This window comes from Nocardia yamanashiensis, assembly GCF_021183565.1.
GTDB classification, from domain to species: Bacteria; Actinomycetota; Actinomycetes; order Mycobacteriales; family Mycobacteriaceae; genus Nocardia; species Nocardia yamanashiensis.
On the sequence record NZ_CP089226.1, the window covers coordinates 3,800,420 to 3,825,450 of the forward strand.

Sequence of the window (25,031 nt, forward strand, 5' to 3'; positions counted from 1 at the left end):
CCCCGGGCATCCGATTCCGGGCCCACGCCAAATACGCGGACCGGCAACCGGTTTCGAATCTCGGGCAGAAGCATAGGCGTCTGAGAAGGTGCGCGCTACCCGAGCGCGAACGTGCTGCCAAGGCCCGGTTCCGGCCTTCGGGACGATGCGTCCCGGCCATCGGACGGACGGGTGCGCGCCACCGAATGGAAACCCGCGGCTCAACTTTCGGTGCGTGCCGCCGCGGCGGGGTCCAGGGTGCGCACCCGGTAGGTGCCGATGAGCGATCCGAAGGCGAACGCGAAGATCGGCACGCTGACCCACGGCGCCCAGACCTCCACCTGGGCGCCGTCCGGCCGCAGCAGGGTCACCACGCGAACGATGCTGAGCCCCAGGCTGAGTGCGCCGCCGAGCATGAAGAGCCCGAGCGGCAGACGCAATCGCGCGGGAATGGCGGAGATGCTCAGGAATGCCGCCACCAGGATGGCGATGCTGGTCACCACGCCCGCCCCGGCCAGGATCCACTTGTGCGCGTCGATCATCGCCGCGTACGGCTTGGACGGCTCGTAGGTGAGCAGCAGCGCCGCCTCGACGAGGATCAGGAACACGTAGAACGTCTTCTTCGCCGCCGCACTGCCGAACGCGTCGGTGATGGCCACGCCGATCAGCGCACCGGCCGCCACCAGCGACAGGTTGGAGATCAGATCGGGCAGGCTCTCGAGCGTGGTGGCCGAGGTGGCGACATCGGTGGCGGCGGCATTGAGCACGGGCGCGCGCAGCAGCGCGAACAACCCCAGCAGCCCCAATCCGATGGTGAGCGGCCGCGATTCGACGGCCCGCCAGCGCGGCAACCGGCAACCGGCCGCCGCCAGCGCCGCGCACGCGGCCAGCAGGGTGACGATGTCGTTCATCGGAACAGCCTGGCGCCGGCCTCACCGCGCGAGGGTTTGCGCCGCGGTTCGTCTTCTTCCTTGTCCCGGCGCAGCAGTTCGGTGAGCAGTTGCCGGGTGCTGGCTTGGCGGATGGCGCTGCCGGAGCCGGCGCGCTGCGCCTCGGCGTCGGTGATGATGCCCGCCACGACCTGCACTTCGACCGGATTGGCGTTGTAGGCGCGGGCGATTTCGATCAGCGTTTCCACCGGCGGCGTCGCGAGCGCGAGATGCCGGGCGAGCGTGGCCTGCGGAATGCCGGTGACGGCGGCGATGGCCCGGGTGCTCTCACCCCCGGTCAGCTCGTCGATCCACTGTTTCAGCTGATCATGCACGGTCTGATTGTCGCACGCGGTGCGTCTCATTCTCGGGGCGCGGGCAGCGCATGTCCGATACGCACCGCGTGGCATCGCGGCCGGTTCAGCGGGTGCTGCCGGTGCGGACCCCGTCTCGAATCTGATACACCCGCGAGGTGGTGATATCGCCGGCTGCCTTGGCGATGAGGAATACGCGCTCCCCCGCCTGGGTGGCCTGCTTGATCTTGCTGCGCCAGATGCCGTCGGCGGCGAGGGCCGCTTCCTTGGCGGCTTCGCGGGCGCGGGTGGCTTCGCGGATGTCGGCGAGGTACTGCGTGGGCATGGGCGGCTCTCCTTGTGATCGCGGGTGGCGCCGATGGTGCGGGGGCGGTTCGCGGGTCACGCGTCCGGATCCCGCCGCAGAGACTAACGACGGCATGAATCGGAGTCAAGATCGCTTGCCCCGAAAATGAATCATCAGGATCTGCCCACCTGATAGGAAATACCTGGTCAAGTGGATGCAGAACCGGTGTTGTCAAACCCGTCACACTGGTACGTACCAGCGCGCGAGCCCGGCTCGCGCCGTATCAGAAATGGTCTGCCATGCCACCGCGCCTGGGGTCCCGACGTGCCTCCGCACCCGCGGCCGCCTGCCACTGTTCCCGGTTTCGCTCCCCGCGTAACCCGCCCGTCCCGGCTTGACCTCAACAGAACTCGAGGTTCCACGCTGAAGACAGCCAGGTGAGCGAAAACGAAAGGCAGGCAGCGACATGCGTGTGGTGGAAGCGAAGGAATTCGGCGGTCCCGAGGTGCTGACGGTGACCGAGGCCCCCGCCCCGGTTCCCGGTCGGGGCGAAGTGGTGGTCAAGGTGGCGGCGGCCGACGTCATGTTCCTGGACACCCTGATGCGCAGCGGCTGGGCGCGGGACTTCTTCCCCGCCGTGCCGCCGTTCGTGCCCGGCGGCGCGGTCACCGGCGTGGTCGAAGCGGCCGGTCCGGACGTGGACCCGGTCTGGATCGGGCAGCGGGTGGCGACCGATACCGCCGCCAGCGGTATCGGCGGCGGCCTCCCGATCGGGGGGTACGCCGAATTGGCCCTGGCCAAGGCCGAGAGCCTGGTCGCCGTCCCCGACGAGGTGGACCTGCACTCGGCCGCCGGCCTGGTGCACGATGGCCGCACCGCCTTCGCCGTGGCCGACCTCGCCGCCGTGCAGCCCGGCGAATGGGTGCTGATCACCGGCGCGGCGGGCGGTCTCGGCACCCTCCTCGTCCAGCTCGCCCGCGCCGCGGGCGGCCGGGTCGTCGCCGCCGCCAGCTCCCCCGCCAAACGTGAACTCGCCCAACGCCTCGGCGCGCAGGCCGTCGTCGACTACACCGAGCCCGGCTGGGCCGAACGGGTCCGCGAACTCACCGGCGGCGTCCAAGTCGTCTTCGACGGCGCGGGTGGCGAACTCGGCAGCGCCGCCCTCGCCACCGCCACCCCGGGCGCCCGCTTCCTCGGATACGGCAACGCGGCCAGCGGATTCGCCCCGATCGACCCGGAAGCCGCTGCCGCCCAGGGTGTCACCGTGCTCTCCCTGATGGACATCACCCGGGCCGGAATCGACTGGCACGCCACCCTGCGACGCTCCCTCGCCGACGCCGCCGCCGGTCGCCTGGAGGTCGTCATCGGCCAGACCTTCCCCCTGGAGGAAGCCGCCGCCGCCCACGAAGCGATCGCCGCCCGCTCCGCGATCGGCCGCACCCTGCTGACCGTCGGCAGCGCCGACTGACCCGAGCGTCCCCTCGTCATCCCGGGGAGCTGCCGGTCACGACGGGAACGGGTCAGCCGGCGTGGCCGAGGCGACGCGAGATGACGCGCGCGGAAGCTATTGCCTGCTGGGCGATTTCGGGAAACCGTTCCGCCGGCATCCGGTAGGACGGCCCGGAGACGCTGAGGGCCGCGATGATGCGGCCCTCACTGTCGCGGATGGGCGCGGCCACCGCGTTCAGCCCGATCTCGAGTTCTTCCTCGCAGGCCGCCCAGCCCTGTGCGCGCACCCGCTCGAGTTGCGCGCGCAGCACCGGCAGTTCGGTGACGGTGTTGGGCGCGAACGAGTCCAGCCGTTTGGCCAGCCGCCCGCGCAGGTCGGCGGCGGGCAGTTCGGCCAGCAGCGCCTTGCCGCTGGAGGTGGCGTGCACGGGGCAGCTCTGGCCGACCCAGGTGCGCAGGGCGACTCCGGCCGACCCGACCGCCTCCACCACATTGATGATGCGGTCGCTGTCCAGGATGGCGATATTGGTGGTCTCCCCGACCCGCGCCGCCAGTTCGTCGCACACGTCCTGGCTCTGGCGCGGCAGGTCCATGTGCGCGCTGGTGGATCCGGCCAGCCGCACGATGGTGAATCCGAGCCGGTATTTGCCGCGTTCGGAGAGCTGTTCGACATAGCCGCGCGCTTCCAGCACCGCGATCAGCCGCGACACCGTGGACTTGTGCACCCCGAGTTCGGCCGCGATCTCGGTGACCCCGGCCGCGCCCAGTTTGGCCACGATCTCGAGGGCGGTCAGGGCGCGGTCGACCGATTGCACCGCCGCCGCCCCGTCCCGCCGGGTGCCGGACCCTTCGTCAGGTTGCTTCGCCATAACACGTCCAGTGTATGTGCCGCAGGGTTTTCCGCAGGTGGGCGGTCCCGGCGGCTCACCGCGCCGCCGCCTTGACCAGATCCGCGCACTTCTCCCCCATCGCCATGATGGTGATGTTGGGGTTCACGGCGGGCAGTTTCGGCATGGCGGCGGCATCCACGACGCGCAGGTTGCGGACGCCTTTGACGCGCAGGTGCGGATCGAGCACCGCGAGCGGATCGTCCGGCGCGCCCATGCGGGCGGTGGCGGCCGGGTGGTAGACGGTGTTGTGGGTGCGGTGCAGGTAGTCCACGAGTTCGTCGTCGCCGACCGCGTCGGGTCCGGGCGCGAGTTCCCGTGCGGCCCATTCCCGCAGCGCCGGCTGCGCCGCGATCCGCCGGGCGAGCCGGATGCCGTGCAGCATGACCCGCTCGTCGTGCCCGTCCGGATCGCTGAAGTAGCGGGGGTCCACCCGCGGTTTGTCCCGGAAGTCGCGCGAGCGCAGCCGTACGGTGCCGCGCGAACGGCCTTGCGTCACATTGGGGGTGAGGCAGAAGCCGTTGTCGGTGGTCGGATACCCCCAGCGCACGGTGTTCATATCGAACGGCACGCTGCCGTAGTGCATCATCAGATCCGGTTGCGCCAGACCGGGTTCCGTGGTCGCGAAGAGCCCGATCTCCCACCACTGGGTGGAGGTGGTGATCATGGGCCGCGCGGCTTCCCAGAACACCAGTCCTTCGACGTGATCGTCCAGGTTCGACCCGACGCCCGGCGCGTCCACGCGCACCGGAATTCCCATGTCGCGCAGGTGTTCCGCCGGGCCGATGCCGGAGAGCATGAGCAGCTTCGGGGTGTCGATGGCCCCGGTGCTGACGATCACCTCGCGGCGGGCGCGCACGGTGTCGAATCCGGTGAGATCCGGTCGCCGATAGCGGGCGCCGGTGGCGGAATCGGTGTCGTCGAACAGGATTTCGCTCACCCAGCACCCGGTGCGCACCTCGAGATTGGCCCGCTGCCCCATGATCGGATGCAGGTAGGCGTGCGAGGAGGACATGCGGGTGTTCCCGGCATCGGCGTTGATCTGGAACCAGCCCGCGCCGTTGCACACCGTGTCGCCCCGATTGAACTGCACCGTGGGCAATCCCACCGCGGCGGCGGCCTCCAGCACCGCGTACCCGCACGGATCCTTGGGCGGGATATCGCGCAACTCGACCGGCCCGAGCAGTTTGCGCACGTACGGCAGCAGCCCCGCCGCGTCCCATCCGGTCGCGCCCAGGGCCGCCCATTCGTCGAGTCCCTCGGCGGGCGGATGGAAGGCGATACAGGAATTGTGCGAGGAACATCCGCCCAGCACCTTGGCGCGCGCATGCCGCAGGAAGCTGTTCCCGCTGGCCTGCTCCTCCACCGGATAGTCCCAGTCGTAACCGGATTCGAGCAGCAGCATCCAATCCGCCAGCCGCAGGATGCGGTCGTCGCCGACATCGGAGGGCCCGGCCTCGAGCAGGCATACGGTCACGTCCGGGTCCTCGCTGAGCCGCGCGGCCACCACGCAGCCCGCCGAGCCGCCGCCGACGATCACGTAGTCGAAGCTGTCGTTCATGACGCCTCCGCCGGAACCGGTTGCGCGGCATGGGAATCGAGTATCCCGATCACCCGCTGCCCGCGCACCGCGTACCAGATCAGCCCGGCGGCCAGGATCCCGCCGATGTAGAGGAACGCGCCCCAGGTGTTGTACCAGGGCCCGCCGTACACGGCTGCGCGCGGCCAGGCCAGGTTGATCGCCATGCCCAGGCCCCAGACGACCGCGACGATATTCACGGCCATGCCCCAGCGGCCCATGCTGAAGTATCCGTCGGCGGCCAGGTCCGCGGGCGGCCACTCCCCCTTGAACCGCTTCACCAGCATCGGTCCGGTGACCAGCAGATACGCCAGGTAGATCATGATGACCGCGATCGAGGTCAGCACCGTGAACACCTGCGGCTGACCGATATTGATCACCAGGATGAGCGCCGAGAGCACGCCGATCATCACCGCCGGGATCACCGGGGCGCGATGCTTGACGCTCACCCGGGCCAGCTTCTCCCCGAACGGCAGAGCGTTGTCGCGCGCCATGGCGAAGGTGAGCCGGATGCCCGCGGTGTGCACGGCCAGGGAGCACACGATGACCGCGATCACGATGCACACCAGGAACACCTTGCCCAGCGGCCCCCACATGACCTGCTCCACGATGTACTGCAGACCGCCGGAAGCGCTGCCCAGCTGCTCGTCCCGCAGGTTCGGCGCGGCCATGACCGCGAAAACCAGGATGGCCCCGCCGATCACGAAGGACGCCAGCAAGGCCCGCAGGATCGCCTTCGGGGCGGTGCGGCGCGGTTCCACCGTCTCCTCACCCAGTGAGCTGGCGGTGTCGAAGCCGTACATGACGTATCCGGAGGCCAGCGAGGCGACCAGGAACGCGCTCAGGTAGCCGCCGCTTTCCCCCGCACCGTAACCGTTGCTGGAGAAGAACACGCTCGGCCCGCGGGTGATGTGGAAGCCGAGAATGATCGCGATCAGCACCGCCGCGATGAGTTCGATGAACACGCCCGCGCTGTTGATCCGCGACATGAGTTTCACGCCGAAACCATTGACCACCGTGGTGAATACGATGAGCACGGTCCCCAGGATCACCGCATTGGTGGCGTAATCGTGTTCGCCGGTGCCGTCGCCGACGAGCTGGAATCCGTCCCAGAGTTTCGGCAGATTCAATTGCATGGCCAGCGCCACCGCCGACAGGGTGACGATGGACGCGGTCAGCATGAGCCAGCCCGCCGACCAGCCGACCACGCGGCTGCCCAGCTTCTTCGACCAGTTGTACACCGATCCGGCGACCGGGTATTTGGCCGACAGTTCCATGAAGCACAGGCCCACGGCGAGCTGCCCGAGGAAGACCAGCGGCCAGGACCACAGGTAGCCGGGACCGGCGGTGCCGTAACCGAAGTAGAACATCTGGAAGGTGCCGGTGAGAATGGAGATATAGCTGACGCCGGCGGCGAAACTCGAGAATTTCCCGATACTTCGGCTCAGGGATTCCCGGTAGCCGAATTCTGCCATGCCACTGTCGTGGGCCGGACTCGAGGTGGATGCGGGCGGACGGGTCGTCGTCATGACGGACCAACTTTCGGGAAAGCGTCAGAACATATTCAGTTGTGGGTGAACCAGCCGCCCACCGCGGGCGCGGTGTTGTGCCAGATGTGCTTGGTCTCTTGGTATTCCGCCAGTCCGCTGGGACCGAGTTCGCGGCCGATGCCGGAGCGGCCGAAGCCGCCCCATTCGGCGGCGGGGGTGTAGTAGCCGAAGTCGTTGAGCCACACCGTGCCGTGCCGCAGCGCGCGCACCAGGCGTTCGCCGCGGGCGGGATCGGCGGTGCGGACCCCGGCGGCCAGACCGTAGGCGGTGTCGTTGCCGAGCGCCAGCGCCTCGGCTTCGGTGGCGAATCGCTCGACGGTGAGGATGGGCCCGAAGGTCTCCTCCTGCACGATGCGCATCCAGCGCCGGCAGTCGTCGAAAATGGTGGGCAGGTAGTAGCTTCCGGCCCGCAGGGCCGCATCGTCCGGCCGGCGGCCGCCGGTGACGAGCCGGGCGCCTTCGGCAATGCCCAGCGCCACATAGGCTTCCACCTTGGCGCGATGCTGTTCGGACACGAGCGGACCGGTTTCGCTGGCCGGGTCGAGCCCGGGTCCGACCGTGATCCGTTCGGCACGCCGGGCGAGTTCGGCGACGAACTCGTCGGCCATGGATTCGTGCACGATGAGCCGGGTGCCCGCCGAGCACACCTGCCCCGAATGCAGGAACGCGCCGGTGAGCACCGCGTCCACGGCGGCGTCGAAATCGGCATCGGGGAACACGATGTGCGGGTTCTTGCCGCCCAATTCCAGGGCCACCCGGGTGATGTGCGCGGCCGCGGTGCGGGCGATGGTCTCCCCGGTCGCGGCTCCGCCGGTGAAGGAGATGAGATCGACGTCGGGGGTGTCGGTGAGCGCGGAACCCACGGTGGCCCCGCTGCTCTGGATCAGGTTCACCACTCCCGGCGGCACGCCCACCCGGTCGATGAGCCGCACCAGCGCGATGGTGCTCAACGGCGTGACCTCGCTCGGCTTGACCACCATGGTGCAGCCGGCGACCAGCGCGGGCGCGATCTTCCACGACATCTGCAGCAGTGGATAGTTCCAGGGCGCGATGAGCGCGCACACGCCCACCGGTTCCCGCACCACCCGGCTGACGACGGCGGGATTGCCGGTGTCCACCACCCGGTCCGTACCGGCGGCCGCGAGCTGCGCGTAGTACCGGAACACCGAGATCACGTCGTCGACGTCGATATAGCTCTCGCGCAACGTCTTTCCGGTGTCGAGGGTTTCGATGCGGGCGATGGCATCGCGTTCACGCTCCAATTGCCCGGCGATGCGCAGCAAATAGGCGACGCGTTCAGCGAGGGGCGTATGCGGCCAGCCGCCGGTGTCGAAGGCCGCGCGCGCCGCCGCGACCGCGCTCACCGCATCCGCCCGATCGGCCTCGTCCACGGTGATCAGGACCCTGCCGTCGGCGGGGTTCAGAATGTCGCGGGTGCCGCCGCCCAGCGCGGCAGTCCATTTACCGTCGATATACAGCGTTGGGCCGCAACAGAGTTCGTCTTCGCTCAACACGCCGCGCCGCCGATCCGGGTGCGGGCCCAGTCGTGGAATTCGGCGATGTGGTGTTCGGCGGGCACCAGCACCCCGCCCTTGCGGTAGGCCCGCGAGGACATGGCGGGCTGGGTGCGCTCGCAGGCGGCGAAGTCTTGTTCGTTCACCCGATGGAACAGTTCCACGGAATGGTCGAGCACGCCCCCGGATTCGACGACATCGGGTGCGTACAGCCAATCGCATTCCACCACCGTCCGGTCGTGGGCGAGCGGGTACATGCGGTGGAAGATGACGTGATCGGGCACCAGGTTCACGAATACCGTGGGCCGGATGGTGATGGCGAAGTACTTGCGCTCCTGTTCGGGCGCGAGCCCCGGCAGCGGATCGAATCCGGCCCGCCCGTCCACGGTGAAGCCGTCGATGCTCTCGCCGAAGTCCGCGCCGTGCCCCACGAAGTACTGGGCGGCGTAGCCCCCGGCGAATTCCGGCAGCACTTCCACCAGTTCGGGGTGGATGGTGGCGCAGTGGTAGCACTCCATGAAGTTCTCGACGATGAGCTTCCAGTTCGCCGCCACGTCGTAGACCACGCGTTTGCCCACGGTCAGTGCGGCCATGTCGTAGTGGTCGATGGCGGCCGGCTCGCCCAGCCGGGCCGTCACCGCGCCCATCACCTCGGTCTCGAAGGACGGCGGCTCCTCGGCCAGGCAGACCCAGGCGTAGCCGAGCCATTCGCGCAGCGCGACCGGGATCAGGCCGTAGGCCACCCGGTCGATGGGCGAGCCCGAATCATCATGCAGGGAACCGAGATTCGGTGCGGCGACCAATTTCCCGTCCAGTCCGTACGTCCAGGCGTGATACGGACAGCGCAGGTTGCGCTTGACCTGCCCTTCGGATTCGGTGCAGATCATCGCGCCGCGGTGGCGGCAGATATTGAGGAAGGCGCGCAGTGCGCCGTCCTGGCCGCGCACCACCAGCACGCTCTCCCGGCCCACCTGTACGCGCCGGAACGCGCCCGGATCGGCGAGGTCGGCGGCGCGGGCCGCGCAGAACCACATGCGTTCGAAGATGTGTTCCTGTTCGGCGGTGAAAATAGCCGGGTCGCAGTAGTACTCGCCGCCGAGGGTGGGGATCAGGTCCGAGCTCACAGGGATACCAGCCTTTGCGGAGCGAACAGGTCGATGGGGTGCCGGGTGCTTCCGGTCATGGCCAGCTCGGCCAGGATCTCGCCGACCACCGGCACGAATTTGAAGCCGTGCCCGGAGAAGCCGCAGGCCACCGTGACGGCCGAATGCGCGGGGTGGGTGGCGATGACGAAGTGCTGATCGGCGGTGTTGGAGTACATGCAGGTGGCGGCGTGCAGGCAGCGGCCGGCCAGGGCGGGCAGCAATTCGGTGACGCGCGACCGCATTTCGGTGATCTCGCCGGGGTGCACTTCCCGGTCGATGGTGTCCGGGGTGCAGCGGATGCCCTTGCGGAAGAACGCCGTCTTGACGCCGCCGCCGGGTCCGTCGATGGCGGGGAAGCCGTATATCTGTGCGCCCGAGTCGTTCTCGGCGATGTAGATGGGATCGCGCTCGAACTTCGCGGTCCCCACGACGGGGTCGAGCCAGTACATGACCTGGCGTTCGATGGCGATCTCGACGCCCAGGTCGGCGAGCAGGCGCGGCGCCCACGCACCGGGGCAGATCACCAGCCGCCCGGCCGAATACGTGCCGTGCCCGGTCGTGACCGTGACGCCGTCACCGGTCTGCGCCCAGTCCTCGACCTGTTCGCCGTAGCGCAGCGTGGCGCCGGCTTTCGCGGCCAGTTCCAGATGCGCCGCGACCGTGCGTTCGGGGCGGGCGAATCCCGCCTGTTCCTCGAACAGGCCGACGAAATGCGGGCTGGGCGCGAAGTTGGGGAACCTGGCCTTGATCTCACCGGCGGTGAGGATCTCGTGCGGCAGCGACCATTCCCGGCTGGCCCGGATGCTGCCCGCCACCGTGAGACTGTCCTCCGGACCCACATAGAGCCCGCCGGTGAGCCGGTAGACCTCGTCGCCGGAGTCCCGCGCCAGCTGCTCCCATAATTCGTAGGCGCGCAGCAGCAGCGGCACATAGGCGGGGTCCTCGAAATACGACTGCCGGATGATGCGGGAGCCGCCGTGACTGGAGCCCCGGTCGTGGGCGGGCGTGAACTTCTCCAGGCCCAGCACCCGCTGCCCGCGCGCCGCGAGGTGATACGCGGCGGCGCTGCCCATACCGCCGAGGCCGATGACGATGACGTCGTAGGTGTCGGTCACGGGTTACCTCCGGATCAGCGTCATATCGGGGTCCACCACCGGTTCGGTGTGCACGCGGGCGGTGAATCTCTGTGTCAGATAGTCGATTTCGACCTCGTCGCCCGGTTGCACGTCGCTCGGCAGCCAGGCGTAGGCGAGGCAGCGGCCGATGGTGGCGGAGTAGCCGGCGCTGGTGACGTATCCGGCGACGGCCCCGCGCACCGAGACCGGTTCCTTGCCCAGCACCACGGCGTGCGGATCGTCGAGCACCACGGTGCGCAGCGTCTTGCCGGGCGGGGCAGCCGATTCCAGTGCTTGCTTGCCGGTGAAGGACTGCTTGCTCATGCGCACCGCGAATCCCAGTCCAGCCGCTTCAGGCGTGTGCTCGGCGGTCATGTCCGCACCCCAGGAGCGGTAGCCCTTCTCCAGCCGCAGACTGTTGAAGGCGATGCGCCCGGCCGCGATCACCCGGTGTGCCCGCCCGGCTTCCCACAGCAGATCCCACAGTGCCGCACCGTGTTCCGCGCCGGTGTAGATCTCCCAGCCGAGCTCCCCCACGTACGAGACGCGAAGCATGGTGACCGGAATGCTGCCCAGATAGGTGCGCAGCGCCTTGAAGTATCCGAATGCCCGGTGCGAGAGATCGTCCGGGCACAGCGGCTGCACCATGGCTCGCGCGTCCGGCCCCCAGACGCCGAGACAGCAGGTGCCGCCGGTGATATCGCGCAGGATCACACTGCCGTCGCCGGGCAGATGCCTTGCGAACCAGTCGAAATCGAGCGGGCCGTTCGCGCCGACCTGGAAGTGGTGCTCCGACAGGCGCGCGACGGTGAGATCGCTGCGAATGCCGCCGTTGTCGTCGAGCAGCAGCGTGTAGGTGACCGCGCCCGGCTTGCGTCCCACGTCATTGGTAGTCATGCGTTGCAGGAAGTCCGCCGCGCCCCGGCCGCTCACCTCGTAGCGGGTCAGGGGCGTCATGTCGTACAGCGCGACATGCGTTCGCGTCCAACGGGCTTCGGCGATCGAGAGCGGCGAGTAGAAGCGGCTCGACCAGTCGTCGCGGCGCGGGAACTCCAGGCCGTCCGCGGCGAGTTCGGGCAGCAGTGCGCGATTGGCCTCGAACCAGGCCGGGCGTTCCCAGCAGCCGCCCTCGAAGAAGAACGCGCCCAGCTCCCGGTGCCGGTCGAAGAACGGGCTGGTGCGGACATTGCGTGGCGCGCTGCGATATTGATGCGGGTGCAGGATGTCGTACACCTCGACGAACGCCTGCACGCTGGTGCGCCGGATGAACTCCGGGCTGCGGGCCGCGTCCTCGAAGCGGTACAGATCGCATTCGTGCAGGTCGATATCCGGGGTGCCCTCGACGATCCAGTGCGCCACCGCGCGGGCGACGCCCGCCGAATGCGTCACCCAGACCGCCTCGGCCACCCAGCAGCCGGCCAGGTCGCGGTGTTCGCCGAGGATGGGGAAACCGTCGGGGGTGAAGGAGAAGATGCCGTCGAAGGCCTCGTCCACTTTGGTGTCGGCGAGCGCGGGCAGCAGCCGGACGCTTTCGGCCCAGGCCGGTTCGAATTCGGCGGTGGTGAACGGGAGCATGGACGGCATGGGTTCACCGGCGCTGTCCTCGGTGAGGGTGCCGATGTCGACGGGGCGCGGGGTGTGCCCGTAGTAGCCGATGCCGATCCGGTCGCCGTAGGTGCGGTAGTAGAGGTCCGCGTCCTGATGCCGCAGGATCGGCAGGCGGGCGGCGGAATCCAGCGCGGGCACGGCGCCGGTCTTGGCGAATTGATGCGCCATCGGCACCAGGGGCACGGTGAGCCCGACCTTGCGGCCCAGCTCCGCACCCCAGAAACCGGCGGCGCAGACCACGATATCGGCGGGCAGTTCCTGACCGTCCGCCGTGCGCACGCCGGTGACCCGGCCGTCGCTTTCCAGGATCTCCACGACCTCGCAGTAGGCCAGGAAGCGGGCGCCGCGTTCGACCGCGCGCCGCGCCTGCGCTTCGGCGGCCCGCACTGCCAGGGCCAATCCGTCTGTGGGCGTGTGGAATCCGCCGATGATCAGGTCCGGGTCGACCAGCGGGTGCAGTTCGGCGCAGGCCTGCGCGTCCAGCAGCCGTGATTCGATCCCCCAGGCTTTCGCCCACCCGTGCCGCCGGTGCAATTCCACCCAGCGTTCCGGCGTGGTGGCCACCTCCAGCCCGCCGACCGCGTCGAAAGCGTCCAGGGCCCCGAACTTCTCGACCGTATACCGCGCCAGCTCGGCCATGGTCTTGGAGCCATTGGTCTGGAACACCAAACCCGGTGCGTGCGAAGTGGATCCGCCCGTCCGGAAGAGCGGGCCCCGGTCGGCGACCGTGACATCGGTCCAGCCGAGCGCGGTGATTTCGTCAGCCAGGGCGGTGCCCACGATTCCCGCACCGATGATGACAACTCGCGGCTGCGTCACCGCGCCTCCAAAGTGTTGCGTATTGCGCACCAAGTGCCGTAATACGCAACTATGGTCCGCCCGCCCGGAGACGCTGTCAACCGGAACGCCGAAATCCGTATTCCCTTTGTTTCCCCCGTATTTCACGACCGGTTGACGGCTCGGCGCACCGGGTTCACACTGTTGCACATAGCGCATCTAGTAGCGCTATTCGCAACTCGTCACCTCCGGGAGGTCCCATGCCCGCCCAGCTGACCCTGCTCGTCGGCCGGCTCTCCGATCTCCCCGTCGGTGGCGTGCTCACCGTGAATCCGCCGGGACAGCAGGCCATTTCGATCTTTCACACCGAGGACGGGCTGTACGCCGTCGACGACACCTGCACCCATCAGGACGCCTCGCTGGCCGACGGGTGGCTGGAGGGCTGCGTGGTGGAATGCCCGCTGCACGAGTCCTGTTTCGACCTGCGCACCGGCGCGGTCTCCGGGCCGCCCGCCAAGCGCGCGCTGCGCACCCATCGGGTCGACGTCCGTGGTGACGAGATACTGCTGACTCCGAGCGCGGACTCATGAGCGAGTCCATCGCGGTGGTGGGCGCGTCGCTGGCCGGGCTGACCATCGTGCGATCCTTGCGCGCCAGGGGTTTCCGCGGGCGGATCACGCTGATCGGGGCCGAACCGGAGCTGCCCTACGAGCGCCCCACGCTGTCCAAGGAGTTCTTACAAACCGGCGAACCGGTCGGCTTGCTAGAAGGCCACGCCGAGACCCGGAGCCTGGACGCCGAATGGATCCTCGGGCAACGCGCGGTCGGACTGTCCACCGGGCCAACGCATGTCGTGCGTCTCGACGACGGCCGCGACATCTCCGCCGATATCGTCGTGCTGGCCACCGGGGCCCGTCCCCGCCGCCTGCCCGGGCTCGAGAACGCCCACTACCTGCGCGACCTGCGCGACGCCCGGCGCCTGCGCACGGCCCTCGCGAACACCACACGCCTGGCCATTGTCGGCGCGTCCTTCCTCGGCTCGGAAATAGCCGCCACCGCACACGAATCGGGCATCGAGGTGACGCTGATCGAACAGGCTCCGCTGCCGTCGGTCGGGGTGCTGGGCGAAACCGTGGCCGCCGCCTGCACCGGTCTGCACGCTCGCCACGGCGTCCGCCTGCACACCGGCACCAGCGTGCTGGCACACCGCAACGGGGTCCTGGAACTGTCCGACGGCGCCGGCGTCCCTGCCGATACGGTGGTGGTGGCGATCGGCGCGGAACCCGAAACCGAGTGGGCCACCGCCGATCAGACCATCCGATCCGCGACGCACCTGCACGCCGACAACGGCTTCCTCACCGGACCCACCGGCCGCACCACGGTTCCCGGCGTCTACGCCATCGGCGACTGCGCCCGGCCGCTCGACCCGAGTACCGGCCGCCATCGGCGCACCGAGCACTGGCACAACGCCATCGCCCAGGCCCACTTGGCCGCCGCCACCATCACCGGCACCCCCGCGCCCCCGCCCGCCGTCCCCTACTTCTGGTCCCGTCAATACGGCCACCTGCTCCAATTCGCCGGTACGGCACACCCCGCCGCCGTCCCGCACCTCATCGACGGCGACCTGTCCTCCCCCACCTTCACCGTCCGCTACGACCTCGACCACACCCCGGTGGCGGTCTGCGCCCTCGACAACCCGCGCCTGTTCACCCGGCACCGGAAACTTCTGGACCGTTCGATTTGCTCCGCCGAGGGGTCTGAACAGCGCATCGCCGGGTAATCACACATCAGCGGGTGCGAATCCCTCGGGCGCGCTGACGTTTTGCGACACGCTCGGCCGGCGGCTCCCCCCTGCTACCGTCGAAAACGCGACACTCGCAAGGCTAGGAGCACGTCATGGGCATTATCACCATGATCATTATCGGTCTGATCTGCGGCGCCATCGCCCGCCTCCTCGTTCCCGGCAAAGAAGACTTCGGCTGGATCATGACCATCGTCCTGGGCATTGTCGGCGGCTACGTCGGCGGCACCCTCGGCAGCCTCGTCTTCGCCCCCCACGAATTCACCTTCCGCCCACCGGTGGAGCACACCTTCATCGGCGCCATCGTGGGCGCGGTGATCCTGCTGATCATCTACAAGTTCGTGCGCGCGCGGGTGTGACCCGCTACCGCCGGTGCAGGGTCACCGGGAGCGCCGAGGGTGACAGCACGAAATCCTTGTTGGAGGCGCGGACTCGGTAGCCGGGATCCGGGACGGGTCGCCAGCGGGTGAGCAGGGCAGCGGTGGCCAGGGCTATCTCGAGCATGGCGAAATGGTCGCCGAGGCAGCGGCGGCGGCCGACGCCGAAGGAGAGGCTGGCGTGCTTGGCCGCTTCGGTGGCGTTCTCCGGAGACCAGCGGTCGGGGTCGAAGGCGTCCGGGTCCGGGAAGTAGCGGGGGTCGTGCTGGACGCCGTAGGGGCTGAACATGATCGCGCTGCCGTCGGGGATGACGAGATCGCCGATGGGGAGGTCACCGCTGGTGTTGGCGGCGCTGATCCACGGACCCCAGAAGCGGATGGTCTCGGCCACGGTCTGCTTCAGGTACGGCAGGGAGGCGAGGTGGGACGGTCGGATATCGTCGCGGCCGACCACCTCGTCGAGTTCGGCGTAGAGGCGTTCGGCCACCACCGGATTGCGCATGACCTCGTGCCAGAGCCAGCCGGTGAGCGAGGCCATGGAGCCGACGCCGCCGGCCAGCATGAGAATCGCTTCGTCGGTGATGTGCTGATCGGAGAGGGTTTCGCCGGTCTCGGTATCGACGTGGCGGATGAGCGAGGAGACGACGTCGTTGAAATCCTCGTCGCGCCTGCGGTATTCGGCGATGACCGCGCCGACCGCCTGTTGCAGGCTGCGGGATCGGGTGCGCCACCGGTAGTTGGCGATCACGCGCAGGCGGCGGATCTGCGGCGGCAGGGCGGTGCGCAGGATGACCTGGCTGAGCAGCCACGGAATGCTGTCGCGGATCTCGCGGCGGGCGTCATCACCGAAATCGGCGGTGAACAGGGTCGAGGAGACGGTGTCCAGGACCAGGCCGTGGGCTTCGTCCATGAGGTTGACCCCGGCGGGCAGCCCGGCCGCCCATTTGTTGGCGATATCGGCCGCGGCCTCCGAATAATGCGCCAGCCGTGACTGTTTGAGCGCGGGCGCGATCATGCGGCGGCGCTGGCGGTGTTCCGCGCCGCGCAGCACGTTCACCGAGTTCCCGGCGAACTCCTGAATCGCCTCGCGCAGGTCCTCGCGCTCGAATTCGGCATCGCTCAACTGCACTTCGCGCAGCAACTCGGGGGTGGTGAGCACGTAGCCGGTCTTGAACCCGAATTTGATCCGCACGATGGGTCCGAGCGCGGACAGCGAGGTCACGAAGCCGGGTGCGTCGCGCAGCGCGCGCAGGCTGTGGCCGACCACGGGCAGCGCGCCGGGCGCGGTGGGGACTTCCGCCAGGGTGCGGGGCAGGCGTCCCGCGTCCGGGGAGAGGGTCTGTCCGGCCATCCGATATTCCTCCAGAACCATTTCGGTGTAATGAGATTGGCGCACCGAAGCGGAATGAGCGCGCACGACCTCGCGCATCTCGGCGAGCCGGCCGCGATCGGCCGCGAGTTTCGCGAGCGTTTCGGCCAGGGCGGCGGGCGTGGGGTCGGCGCTGCGGATGCCGCCGCCCGCCGGAATCGATTCGGCGAGCGCCGGATCGCAGTACACGATAGGCAGGCCGACGGCGACGGCTTCGAGCAGGGTCATGCCCTGGGTGTCGAAACCGTCGGAAGTGAACAGCAGCGCGTCGGCACTCGCCATGGCACGCAGACATTCGGACTGAGTGACCCTGCCGTGCAGACGGATTCGATCCGCCACCCCGCCCGCGGTGACGAGCGCCGCCACCGACTCCGACAGCTCCCCGTCACCGTAGACATCGAGCCGGCAGCCGGGGGCATGGCGCACCGCTTCGACCGCCTCGGCCAAGCGCTTCTCCGCCGACAACCGTCCACACCAGACCAGTCTCAGCAATGCCGATTCCCGCTGTACCGCCGCATGATGCGCGCCGACCTCCGCCGAGTCGGCCGCTGCCGCATCAGCATCGGGCTCCGCGCCTGGGTATTCCGGCCGCGCCACAGCGGCATTTACCTCCACCGCAGCGAGTTCCGCCCGCGCCTCACCGGGTTCCGGCTGCGCCTCACCGGATTCCGTATGCGCCTCACCGGATTCCGTATGCGCCTCACCGGATTCCGTATGCGCCTCACCTGGTTCCGGCCGCGCCTCAGCGTGTTCCGGCGCGGCGAGGCCCTCCAGCAGCACGTCGTCCACACCGTTGGACACCACCCGCACCGGCCGCGTCACGCCGTGCGCGGCCAGCAGATCGGCGAAATGGCGGGTGGGCGCGAGCACCCGGTCCGCCACCTCCGCCTGCCCGGCGATCGTCCACCAGGCGTGCCGGGCCGCCCGGCTTTCTTCCACCCGCGGCATGTGATGCGCGTGCGGCACATACCGTCCGTGCAGGGCTCGCATCACCAGGGCGACCAGGTATGGCGCGGGCGAGTTCGCGGCGATGAAGGCGTCGTCCCGGCTCTGCGCCGTGTGCACCAGCGGAATCCCGTGCCGCCGGGCCGCTTTCATCCCGCATATAGCGGCCCCGTAGGTGGTGTGCGTATGCACCACGTCGACCGGCCCGCGCGCCGCGAACACGCTGTCGATGAGTTCGGCATTGCGCCGATTCGGCGCCACCACTTCGAAGCCGTTCACCCCCGGCCCCGAAAGCCCGTGCAGCTCCACCACATCCAGATCGGCTTCCGCTCCGGCGGCGGGCGCGGTGAACAGGGTGACCCGATGCCCCGCCCGTTCCAGCCCGCGCCGCAGTGCTGCCACGGCCGTCTGTACCCCGCCCAGCGAACCGGGGTGGTAGTCCATGAACATGGCGATGTGCATCAGCGGCACTGTACGCACACGCCCCACCCTCTGAAACGCCCATATTTCTACGGTCTGGACGTCGCAACGCCCCAGCGCACAGGGTCGAGTGAGATCATCACCAGTGTTGTGCCGATTGTGTCGAAAGAGGCCCCGTGCGAATCGCCATTCCCCTGACCGGAACCCGCGGGGATGTGCATCCCATTGTGGCGCTCGGTCTGGAGCTGCAGCGGCGCGGGCACGATGTCCTCATCGGCGCGCCGCCGAATCTGGTCGATTTCGTCACCGCGGCAGGGCTTGCCGCGCAGCCGTGCGGCCCGGACGTGCAGCAGCTGTACAGCTCCGAGGAGGGCCAGCGGGCGCTGGCGACCGGAAACACGCTGCGCCTGTTGCAGATGGTCGGGCAGCAGATGGCCGGCTACGCGGATCAGATGAACCGCGAGGTGATCGAGGTGTGCGCGGACGCCGACCTGATCGTGGCCACCACCGTCACCGAGGATCGCGCCGGTTCGGTCGCCGAGGCGCTGGGCGTGCCGCTGGTGGCGCTGCACTACTTCCCGTGCCGTTCCAACAGCGCCTATCCGTTCATGGGTTCGCTTCCGGCGCATTGGAATCCGCCGAAAATGGTCAATCTCGCGACCTGGGTGGCGGCGGAGAATGTGCGCCGCCTGGTGTTCCGGCGCTACCTCAACGACCTGCGCGCCCTGCTCGGCCTGCCCAAGACCTGGACCAGCCCGGCGGAAGCCCTGGCCAAGGCTAATATCACCGAGGTCCAGATCTATGATCCCGCCCTGGTGCCCGGCCTGCCGGAGCTGTGGGACGAGCGCCGCCCCTTCACCGGCTTCCTCACCCTGGATCAGGTCACCCGCGCGGCGGTCGGCGAACTGTCCGGCGATCACGCCGACATTCTGGAGTGGATCGCCGCGGGCGAGCCGCCGGTGTTCTTCGGCTTCGGCAGCATGCCGATCAAGGACACGGCCGCGGTGCTCGCCATGGTGGACGCGGTCTCGGCGCGGCTGGGCGTGCGCGCGCTGGTGAGCGCGGGCTGGAGCGATCTGGATGTGGCGCAGGCCCGGGCGGGCAAGCACGTCAAGATCGTCGGCGATTTCGCGCACGATCTGGTCTTCCCGCACTGCCTGGCCGCGGTGCATCACGGCGGCATCGGCACCCTGTTCGAAAGCCTGCGCGCGGGCCTGCCCACGCTGGTGTGCTCGGTGTCGTTCGATCAGCCGCTGTGGGGCGGGCAGGTGGAGAAGCTCGGCCTCGGGGCGCACCTGCCGTTCACCAAGCTCGATGCGGTCCGGATGGAGCAGTCGCTGGCCCCGTTGCTGACCGCGGACGCCCGCGGCCGGGTAGCGGCGTTCGCGCGCACCCTGCGCACCGAGGGCGCGGCCGAGTACGCCGCCGACATCATCGAGGCCGCCGCCAAATGACCGACACCTTCACGGGCCCTCGCCCGCTGCTGCCGCCGGTGATCGCCGATTCGCTGGTCATGTTCCGGCGCTGCGCCCGCCGCACCCTGCGCAGCCCGGACACCCTGGTCATCTCGCTGAGCATGCCGATCGTGATGATGATGCTGTTCACCTACGTGTTCGGCGGCGCGATCGACGTCGGCGGCTCGTACCTGAACTACGTGGTGCCGGGAATCATGCTGCTGTGCACCGGATTCGCGGCCTCGATCACCGCCACCAGCGTGAGCACCGATATGACGCAGGGCAGCATCGACCGCTTCCGCACCCTGCCCATGTACCGGCAGGCGCTGCTCACCGGGCATCTCCTGGAGGGCGTGGCGCGCACCATGGCGGCCATCGCGATCGCCGTGGGAGTGGCCGTGGTGCTGGGTTATCGGCCCGCCGCCGGACCGCTGGGCTGGCTCGGCGCCACCCTGGTGATCCTGTTGTTCGTGGTGGCGGTGGTGTGGTTCGCGGTGGCCATGGGCATGGCGGCGCAGAATCCGGAAGCCGCGGGCGGACTCACCTACGCGATCACGCTGACCCCGTACTTGAGCAGTGCGTTCGTGCGCACCGAGACCATGCCGAGCTGGTTGCGCGGTTTCGCCGACGCACAGCCCGCCACCCCGGTCGCGGAGACGGTGCGCGGACTGCTGGGCGGCGCGCCCGTCGACCGGTGGGTGTCGGCGGTGCTGTGGTGCGTACTGCTGGCCGCTATCGGATTCGGCTGGGCCGGTTACTCTTTCCGGCGCATGTCATACCGCTGACGCCTGCGCGATGAGGGTGGCGTAGAGGGTGATGATGAACAGCATGGCGGGGACCGGCGGGTAATCCGGTTCCGTGGAGGTCCGGAAACGCTGGGCTCCGGCGAGCGGAATCAGCAGGAGCGCCACGGGAATCCAGCCGATCACCGCGACCGCGCCGGTGTAGGTCCAGGGCCGTACCAGCGCCAGATCCACGGTGACCGCGAGGGCCGCCAGCCCCAGCGATACCGCGATGCTCCCGGCGGTTCCCAGCGGGTTGGAGTAGTACATCTCCCCCGGCCGCTCGACTCGCGATGTCTTGCGCGCGAATTCGAATTGCAGGAACGCCCCGGCGAAGACGAGCGCCAGCAGCGCGATCCGGCCACGCCCCGCGACCTCGCCGGTGTCGATCGCCGACAGCAGCACATACGCGGTGATCAGCAATTGCACCGGATAGGTGACGACCAGGTTCAGCAGAATCCGCCCGCGCACCGCCGCCGACGCCTGCTCCAGACCCCACAGCACCAGCCCGTACGCCAGCACCGCGGCGATCATGAGCGCGGAGCGCCCCGACAGCAGCCCGCTGCCGGCGACCGCCCCGGCCGCGATGATCCCCATGGCGGTGCGCAATTCACCCTTGCTCACCGCCCCGGTCACCAAAGGCCGATCCGGATTGTGCACCCGGTCGTACTCCAGGTCCTTCTGTTCGTCGACCATGCGCAGATACAGCAGCACGGCCGCCACCACCACGATCCGCACGGCCGTCGCACCGGTCGGCCGCCAGGACGTATCCGGCTGTGCGACAACGGCGGCGGTGCCTTCCAGCGCCAGCACCCACAGCACCGCGTACAGCAGGTAGTACGGCTTGTACATGACCCTGGTGAACGCGGCTATCCGCGAGGCGGACTCGAAAAGCCCAGGACGCGTAGCGATTTGGGTCATCGCACGTCCTCGTCCGGCCGCTGCCAGCCGTCCCACCCGATCAGTTCGGTCACGGGCGTGCGGCGGCGCACCGGATTCTCGGCCCCGGGCAGCAGATGCGCCACCGGCAGCAGCGCCACCTGTGTCACCTCATCGCACGGGATGCCGAGCAGCTCGCCGATCTCGCGCTCGTAGAACAGGTGCGCCGTGGTCAGCGTGGACCCGAGCCCGCGTTCCCGCAGCGCCAGCATGAAATTCCACACCGCCGGGTACACCGAGCCGTAGAAGCTGGCCAGCCGCCGCGCCGACAGCTCTTCGGGCGGGCGGCCCACCGAGCACACCAGCACCAGCGCCGGCACCTCGTGCATGTGGTCGGCCAGATACTGCCCGGAGTTGATATCGGGCCGCAGCTCCGAGGGGATGGCACGCCCATCGAGGTTGGCGGCGAATCCTTTCCGGTAGTACGCGCCGATCTGCCGCTTCAGCTCCGGATCGGTGACCACCACGAAGCGCCACGGCTGCCGATTGGTGCCGCTCGGCGCGTACGCGGCGACCTCCAGGCAGTCGAGCAGATCCTGGCGCGCGACCGGACGGTTGAGGTCCAGCCGCCGCCGGTAGGAGCGTGTGGCGGTGAGCAGTTCGCGCCCGTTCAAGCGGTCGCTCCCGCCGCCCCGGAAGGCGTTGCCTCGTCGGAGAATTCGAGATCGATGCGGGCGGCCACCACGCCATCCTGGCGGATCTCGCAGCGCACCACGGTGGCGTCCACCCCGGAGTCGCTGAGTTCGGCGAGGCACTCGGTGGGCCGGTCCAGTTCTACGAACTGCTCGAAAGTGCTTGTCACGCCGATCAATCGACGGGAGTAGGGCTGGAGCGCCGCCAGCGCCACCTGCCGCCCGGCTTCGATGAGCAGATTGCCCGGCGCGTGGTCGAGCTCGTGGTCGAACAGGATCGGATGCGAGGTGTCGGCCACCAGGATCGCGTGGGTGCGCCCGTCCTCGGTGCGCGGCGGCCCGATCACCACATTGCGCGCGATCTCCCGGCTCACCAGCGCGGCCGCGGCCCGCTCGCCGACCGGTCCCGCGCCCTGGAATGCCCCGAGCCCCATGCGATTCCGTTGCCCGTTGCGCGCGGCGTCCCACTTCCACGGCGGCACCCACGAATAGTTGAGGTCCACGGTGCCCATGGGGATGCCGTCGCAGCTGATGTCGAACATCAAGTGCAGGCCGCTCAGCTGGTCGTCCCGCTGGAATTTGCGCAGCGCTCGCGCCCGCATCACCAGATCCGCCGGGGCGGAGCCGATCGACCAGAGCGGGGAGTCGGCGACGGTGCCGTTGAAATTGCGCACCAGGAACTGCTGGTCGCCGGGCACCGCGTAGAACTCGTGGGCGATGGCGATACACGCCTGCCGCACCGCCTCCATGACCGCCACCAGATCGTGGCGTTGCGCGGCCGGGCCGGTGTGGTCGCCGTAATGCCCGTGCATGCGCGGCAATTGCGCGCCCACCAGGAAGGTGTCGGGTTCGATCACGTCCAGGGAGGTCACGAAGACCTCGGCGACGGCGCAGCGGTGCGTGAGCATGCGCGGGACGGTGCGCACGTGCGTGGCCGTCACGATTCCGGTCTGTGTCACGGTCGCTCCTCCAACCAGTCTCGGGCGGTCACCTGCGGCAGCGATTGGATACCGGTGCCGGGGGTGCGCATGGGTAGTACGTAGGACCCGAGGACGACGGTCGCCCAGGGGTCGAGATCGCGGCCGGCGTCCCAGGCGGCGTGCAGCCAGGCGGCGCAGTCGGCGTCGGATTCCGGTGCGGGGCCGCCGGATTCGCCGATCAGGGTCGCGATGGCGGCCGCGCGATCGAAGGAGCGGGCGGGGGCTTCGGCGTAGATCTCCTTGGCCAGCACCGCGGCCTCGGCGGCCCGATCGCGGCCCGCGTCCGCCTGTGCGACGACCTCGGCGCGGGTGGGCTCGTCGAAGTAGATGCCGAGTTCGCGCACCACGTCGGCGGGGTCGTCGGGGGTGTGCACCAGGTTCAGCAGGTAGCTGTAGCGGCCGAGCAGGTAGCGCAGCTGGCCCGGCACCCGCTTGCCCGGATCGGTGGGGCCCTTGGCCTGGGTGAGGCGGATCGAAGCCGGCAGCGCCGCATCGGTTTCGCGCACCACCAGCACCATGGCGTCCGACAGGTCCATGAGCAGGGCAGCCAGTCGGCGGCGCTCCAGGGAGGCGATGTTCCAGGCGAAGTACCAGAGCGCGCGGATGACGTGGCGGCTCAGCGTGACCCGGTGGGCGCCGATCACCTCGAAGCCGTTGTCGCGCAGCCATTCCAGGGCGGGTTCCACCGCGCGGGCGGCGATGGCGTCCGGTTTGAACAGCAGCAGCGCGTGATCGTGCGCGAACCGCACCGTGTCGTAGTTCAGTCGTTCCAGCTGTTCGACGGCCTCGAGGACGTAGGTGTCGTCGAGGTAGGCGTCGACCTTCTCGGTCGACGGCGTCAGCCGGGTGAGCAGGGTGCGCAGGGTGTCGCCGGTCAATTGGTGCCGCCTTTCCCGGTGCGCGCCAGCATGTCCGCGATGGACGGCAGCGGTGCACCGAGGTACCCGGATTCCAGGCAGTAGTCGAGCAGGGTTCGCAGATAGTCCTTGCCGGTGGCCGGGGAGGGCCGGCCGAGCAGCTCGTCCGCGCCGGTGGCGTCGAAGGCCAGGCGGCGCTGGAAATAGCTGGTGTAGAGCACGCCGATGCGGCGGAAGTACTCGCGTTCGATCGGCTCGAGATCGTCGGCGTCGAAGGAGGTTTCGGGGACGAAGGTGGCGACCTCGAAGGACGGGTACTCCGCCAGCACGTCCGAGACCTCGCGCAGCGACAGCGTGTCGCGGCCCACGGCGTGCAGGGCGCGGCCCTGGGCGTGCGGGAAATCCAGTGCCGCGGCGGCGATCACCTCCGCCACATGATCGACCGGGGCGAGCGAGAGGGTGGCGTCGTAGCGGCCGGGCAGGGTGCGCAGCTTGCCCTCCACCATGAGTTTCACCACGGTGTAGAGGTTCTTGTAGTCGCGGATGGCGCCGGTGCCGGTCGCGCCGGTGACGATGCCGGGCCGCACGATGCTCCAGCGCAGCCCGCGCGCGCCCGCCGCCCGCACCAGCTGTTCGGCGCGTAATTTGCTGCGCTCGTAGCCGTTTCCGAAGGATTGACCGGCGTCGAGCTCGTCCTCGCCGATGACGCCGCCGCGCATCCCGCACACGTAGGCGGTGCTGACGTGCACCAACGGCACGTTCCAGGCCAGCGCCAGTTCGATCGCGTGCTGCGCGCCGCGCACATTGAGTTCGTCGTAGACGTCCTCGGCGGCGTCGAAGGCGGTGGTGGCCGCACAGTGCACGATCAGGCCGATTTCGTCCGGCAGCTGCGGCGCGTCCACGATCCCGAATCCGGGCAGGCGGATATCGCCGTGCACGCGTGCGTGCGGTTCGAACGGCGTGCCGTCATTGCGGGTGATGGCCGAATTGCTGTGCAGCACAGCGTGAACCGTCTTGCCCGCAGCCGCCAGCTTGGCCGCTACCTCCGCGCCGACCAGGCCGCTCGCGCCGGTCAGCAGGATCGTGTCGCTCACGCGCGCACCTCCAGGGTCCGGGTGACGAGGTCCACCACGGCATCGACCCGCAGCACCCCCATCAACTCCTCCGGCTTGAATCGCGGCAGCTCGAAGGAACGTTCCAGTACCACGGTCAGCTCCATCAGCCGCAGCGAGTCGTAGCCCAGTTCCTCGATGAGCCGATCCGTGCCCGCCATGTCGGCGACCGGCTGCGGCGCCATCGCCGCCACGATCTCCCGAACCCGCTGCGCCACTGCCGCATTCCCT

At 69.1% G+C, this 25,031-nt stretch carries 23 protein-coding genes; 6 read left to right on the top strand and 17 right to left on the bottom strand.

The annotated features are described in order from the left end of the window. Nucleotides 1-200 precede the first annotated feature (200 nt). The 3 genes from LTV02_RS18340 to LTV02_RS18350 all read right to left on the bottom strand — a co-directional run bounded on the left by LTV02_RS18340 (nt 201) and on the right by LTV02_RS18350 (nt 1,547). Entirely contained in the window at nt 201-890 is a 690-nt protein-coding gene (locus LTV02_RS18340) for a hypothetical protein (protein WP_233041134.1), read from the bottom strand. Next, nucleotides 887-1,243, bottom strand: a complete 357-nt coding sequence (locus tag LTV02_RS18345; protein WP_233041135.1) for a hypothetical protein — start codon at nt 1,241-1,243, stop codon at nt 887-889. The genes LTV02_RS18340 and LTV02_RS18345 overlap by 4 nt, the downstream gene beginning before the upstream one ends. Nucleotides 1,244-1,328: 85 nt before the next feature. After that, complete coding sequence (locus LTV02_RS18350) at nt 1,329-1,547, bottom strand: hypothetical protein (protein WP_067719444.1); 219 nt, start codon at nt 1,545-1,547, stop codon at nt 1,329-1,331. Between the two features lie 427 nt (nt 1,548-1,974). Here LTV02_RS18350 and LTV02_RS18355 point away from each other — a divergent pair, with 427 nt between their 5' ends. Continuing rightward, nucleotides 1,975-2,976, top strand: coding sequence for a zinc-binding dehydrogenase (locus LTV02_RS18355; RefSeq protein ID WP_233041136.1), 1,002 nt, complete (start codon nt 1,975-1,977; stop codon nt 2,974-2,976). Nucleotides 2,977-3,028: 52 nt separating this feature from the next. Here the strand turns inward: LTV02_RS18355 and LTV02_RS18360 are convergent, their stop codons facing one another. From LTV02_RS18360 to LTV02_RS18390, 7 genes are read right to left on the bottom strand one after another with little or no spacing between them, the layout of a single operon-like run. After that, entirely contained in the window at nt 3,029-3,826 is a 798-nt protein-coding gene (locus tag LTV02_RS18360; protein ID WP_233041137.1) for an IclR family transcriptional regulator, read from the bottom strand. Nucleotides 3,827-3,881: 55 nt separating this feature from the next. Further along, a complete protein-coding gene (locus LTV02_RS18365) occupies nt 3,882-5,405 on the bottom strand; it encodes a GMC family oxidoreductase (RefSeq protein WP_233041138.1) in 1,524 nt (507 codons plus the stop codon). Beyond that, nucleotides 5,402-6,952, bottom strand: coding sequence for an APC family permease (locus LTV02_RS18370; protein WP_233041139.1), 1,551 nt, complete (start codon nt 6,950-6,952; stop codon nt 5,402-5,404). The genes LTV02_RS18365 and LTV02_RS18370 overlap by 4 nt, the downstream gene beginning before the upstream one ends. Nucleotides 6,953-6,987: 35 nt before the next feature. After that, nucleotides 6,988-8,484 (bottom strand): aldehyde dehydrogenase family protein, encoded by a 1,497-nt coding sequence (locus tag LTV02_RS18375; protein WP_408639375.1) that lies wholly within the window; start codon nt 8,482-8,484, stop codon nt 6,988-6,990. Then, on the bottom strand, nt 8,481-9,617 hold the full coding sequence (locus LTV02_RS18380; protein ID WP_233041619.1) for an aromatic ring-hydroxylating oxygenase subunit alpha: 1,137 nt from the start codon (nt 9,615-9,617) through the stop codon (nt 8,481-8,483). The genes LTV02_RS18375 and LTV02_RS18380 overlap by 4 nt, the downstream gene beginning before the upstream one ends. After that, nucleotides 9,608-10,705, bottom strand: a complete 1,098-nt coding sequence (gene solA, locus LTV02_RS18385; protein WP_233041620.1) for an N-methyl-L-tryptophan oxidase — start codon at nt 10,703-10,705, stop codon at nt 9,608-9,610. The genes LTV02_RS18380 and solA overlap by 10 nt, the downstream gene beginning before the upstream one ends. Nucleotides 10,706-10,750: 45 nt before the next feature. Continuing rightward, nucleotides 10,751-13,174, bottom strand: a complete 2,424-nt coding sequence (locus tag LTV02_RS18390) for a GcvT family protein (protein ID WP_233041141.1) — start codon at nt 13,172-13,174, stop codon at nt 10,751-10,753. Nucleotides 13,175-13,392: 218 nt separating this feature from the next. Here LTV02_RS18390 and LTV02_RS18395 point away from each other — a divergent pair, with 218 nt between their 5' ends. From LTV02_RS18395 to LTV02_RS18405, 3 genes are all read left to right on the top strand, one after another. Then, nucleotides 13,393-13,722 carry a bifunctional 3-phenylpropionate/cinnamic acid dioxygenase ferredoxin subunit gene (locus tag LTV02_RS18395; protein ID WP_233041142.1) on the top strand — a complete coding sequence of 110 codons (330 nt, stop codon included), beginning with the start codon at nt 13,393-13,395 and terminating at the stop codon, nt 13,720-13,722. Then, nucleotides 13,719-14,912 carry an NAD(P)/FAD-dependent oxidoreductase gene (locus tag LTV02_RS18400; protein ID WP_233041143.1) on the top strand — a complete coding sequence of 398 codons (1,194 nt, stop codon included), beginning with the start codon at nt 13,719-13,721 and terminating at the stop codon, nt 14,910-14,912. The genes LTV02_RS18395 and LTV02_RS18400 overlap by 4 nt, the downstream gene beginning before the upstream one ends. Nucleotides 14,913-15,028: 116 nt before the next feature. Then, nucleotides 15,029-15,292 carry a GlsB/YeaQ/YmgE family stress response membrane protein gene (locus tag LTV02_RS18405; protein WP_233041144.1) on the top strand — a complete coding sequence of 88 codons (264 nt, stop codon included), beginning with the start codon at nt 15,029-15,031 and terminating at the stop codon, nt 15,290-15,292. 4 nt (nt 15,293-15,296) lie between these two features. Here LTV02_RS18405 and LTV02_RS18410 read toward each other — a convergent pair whose 3' ends face one another. Further along, nucleotides 15,297-18,086: a cytochrome P450 gene (locus LTV02_RS18410; RefSeq protein WP_233041145.1), complete on the bottom strand. Its 2,790-nt coding sequence runs from the start codon at nt 18,084-18,086 to the stop codon at nt 15,297-15,299. 134 nt (nt 18,087-18,220) lie between these two features. Between LTV02_RS18410 and LTV02_RS18415 the strand changes: the two genes are divergently transcribed. Together LTV02_RS18415 and LTV02_RS18420 are read left to right on the top strand one after the other, a co-directional pair. After that, a complete protein-coding gene (locus LTV02_RS18415) occupies nt 18,221-19,498 on the top strand; it encodes a glycosyltransferase (protein WP_233041146.1) in 1,278 nt (425 codons plus the stop codon). Beyond that, a complete protein-coding gene (locus LTV02_RS18420; RefSeq protein WP_233041147.1) occupies nt 19,495-20,283 on the top strand; it encodes an ABC transporter permease in 789 nt (262 codons plus the stop codon). The genes LTV02_RS18415 and LTV02_RS18420 overlap by 4 nt, the downstream gene beginning before the upstream one ends. Here the strand turns inward: LTV02_RS18420 and LTV02_RS18425 are convergent. From LTV02_RS18425 to LTV02_RS18450, 6 genes are read right to left on the bottom strand one after another with little or no spacing between them, the layout of a single operon-like run. Further along, entirely contained in the window at nt 20,272-21,201 is a 930-nt protein-coding gene (locus LTV02_RS18425) for a UbiA prenyltransferase family protein (RefSeq protein WP_233041148.1), read from the bottom strand. The two genes, LTV02_RS18420 and LTV02_RS18425, sit on opposite strands and share 12 nt — an antisense overlap. Next, nucleotides 21,198-21,833 carry a nitroreductase family protein gene (locus LTV02_RS18430; protein ID WP_233041149.1) on the bottom strand — a complete coding sequence of 212 codons (636 nt, stop codon included), beginning with the start codon at nt 21,831-21,833 and terminating at the stop codon, nt 21,198-21,200. Before LTV02_RS18430 ends, LTV02_RS18425 begins: the two co-directional genes overlap by 4 nt. Beyond that, nucleotides 21,830-22,810, bottom strand: coding sequence for a ScbA/BarX family gamma-butyrolactone biosynthesis protein (locus tag LTV02_RS18435; RefSeq protein WP_233041150.1), 981 nt, complete (start codon nt 22,808-22,810; stop codon nt 21,830-21,832). Before LTV02_RS18435 ends, LTV02_RS18430 begins: the two co-directional genes overlap by 4 nt. Then, the gene (locus LTV02_RS18440) at nt 22,807-23,709 is read right to left on the bottom strand and encodes a nucleoside-diphosphate kinase (protein WP_233041151.1); all 903 of its coding nucleotides are present in this window, start codon (nt 23,707-23,709) and stop codon (nt 22,807-22,809) included. The genes LTV02_RS18435 and LTV02_RS18440 overlap by 4 nt, the downstream gene beginning before the upstream one ends. After that, a complete protein-coding gene (locus LTV02_RS18445; RefSeq protein WP_233041152.1) occupies nt 23,706-24,782 on the bottom strand; it encodes an SDR family oxidoreductase in 1,077 nt (358 codons plus the stop codon). The genes LTV02_RS18440 and LTV02_RS18445 overlap by 4 nt, the downstream gene beginning before the upstream one ends. Beyond that, nucleotides 24,779-25,018 carry an acyl carrier protein gene (locus LTV02_RS18450; RefSeq protein ID WP_233041153.1) on the bottom strand — a complete coding sequence of 80 codons (240 nt, stop codon included), beginning with the start codon at nt 25,016-25,018 and terminating at the stop codon, nt 24,779-24,781. The genes LTV02_RS18445 and LTV02_RS18450 overlap by 4 nt, the downstream gene beginning before the upstream one ends. Nucleotides 25,019-25,031 lie beyond the last annotated feature (13 nt).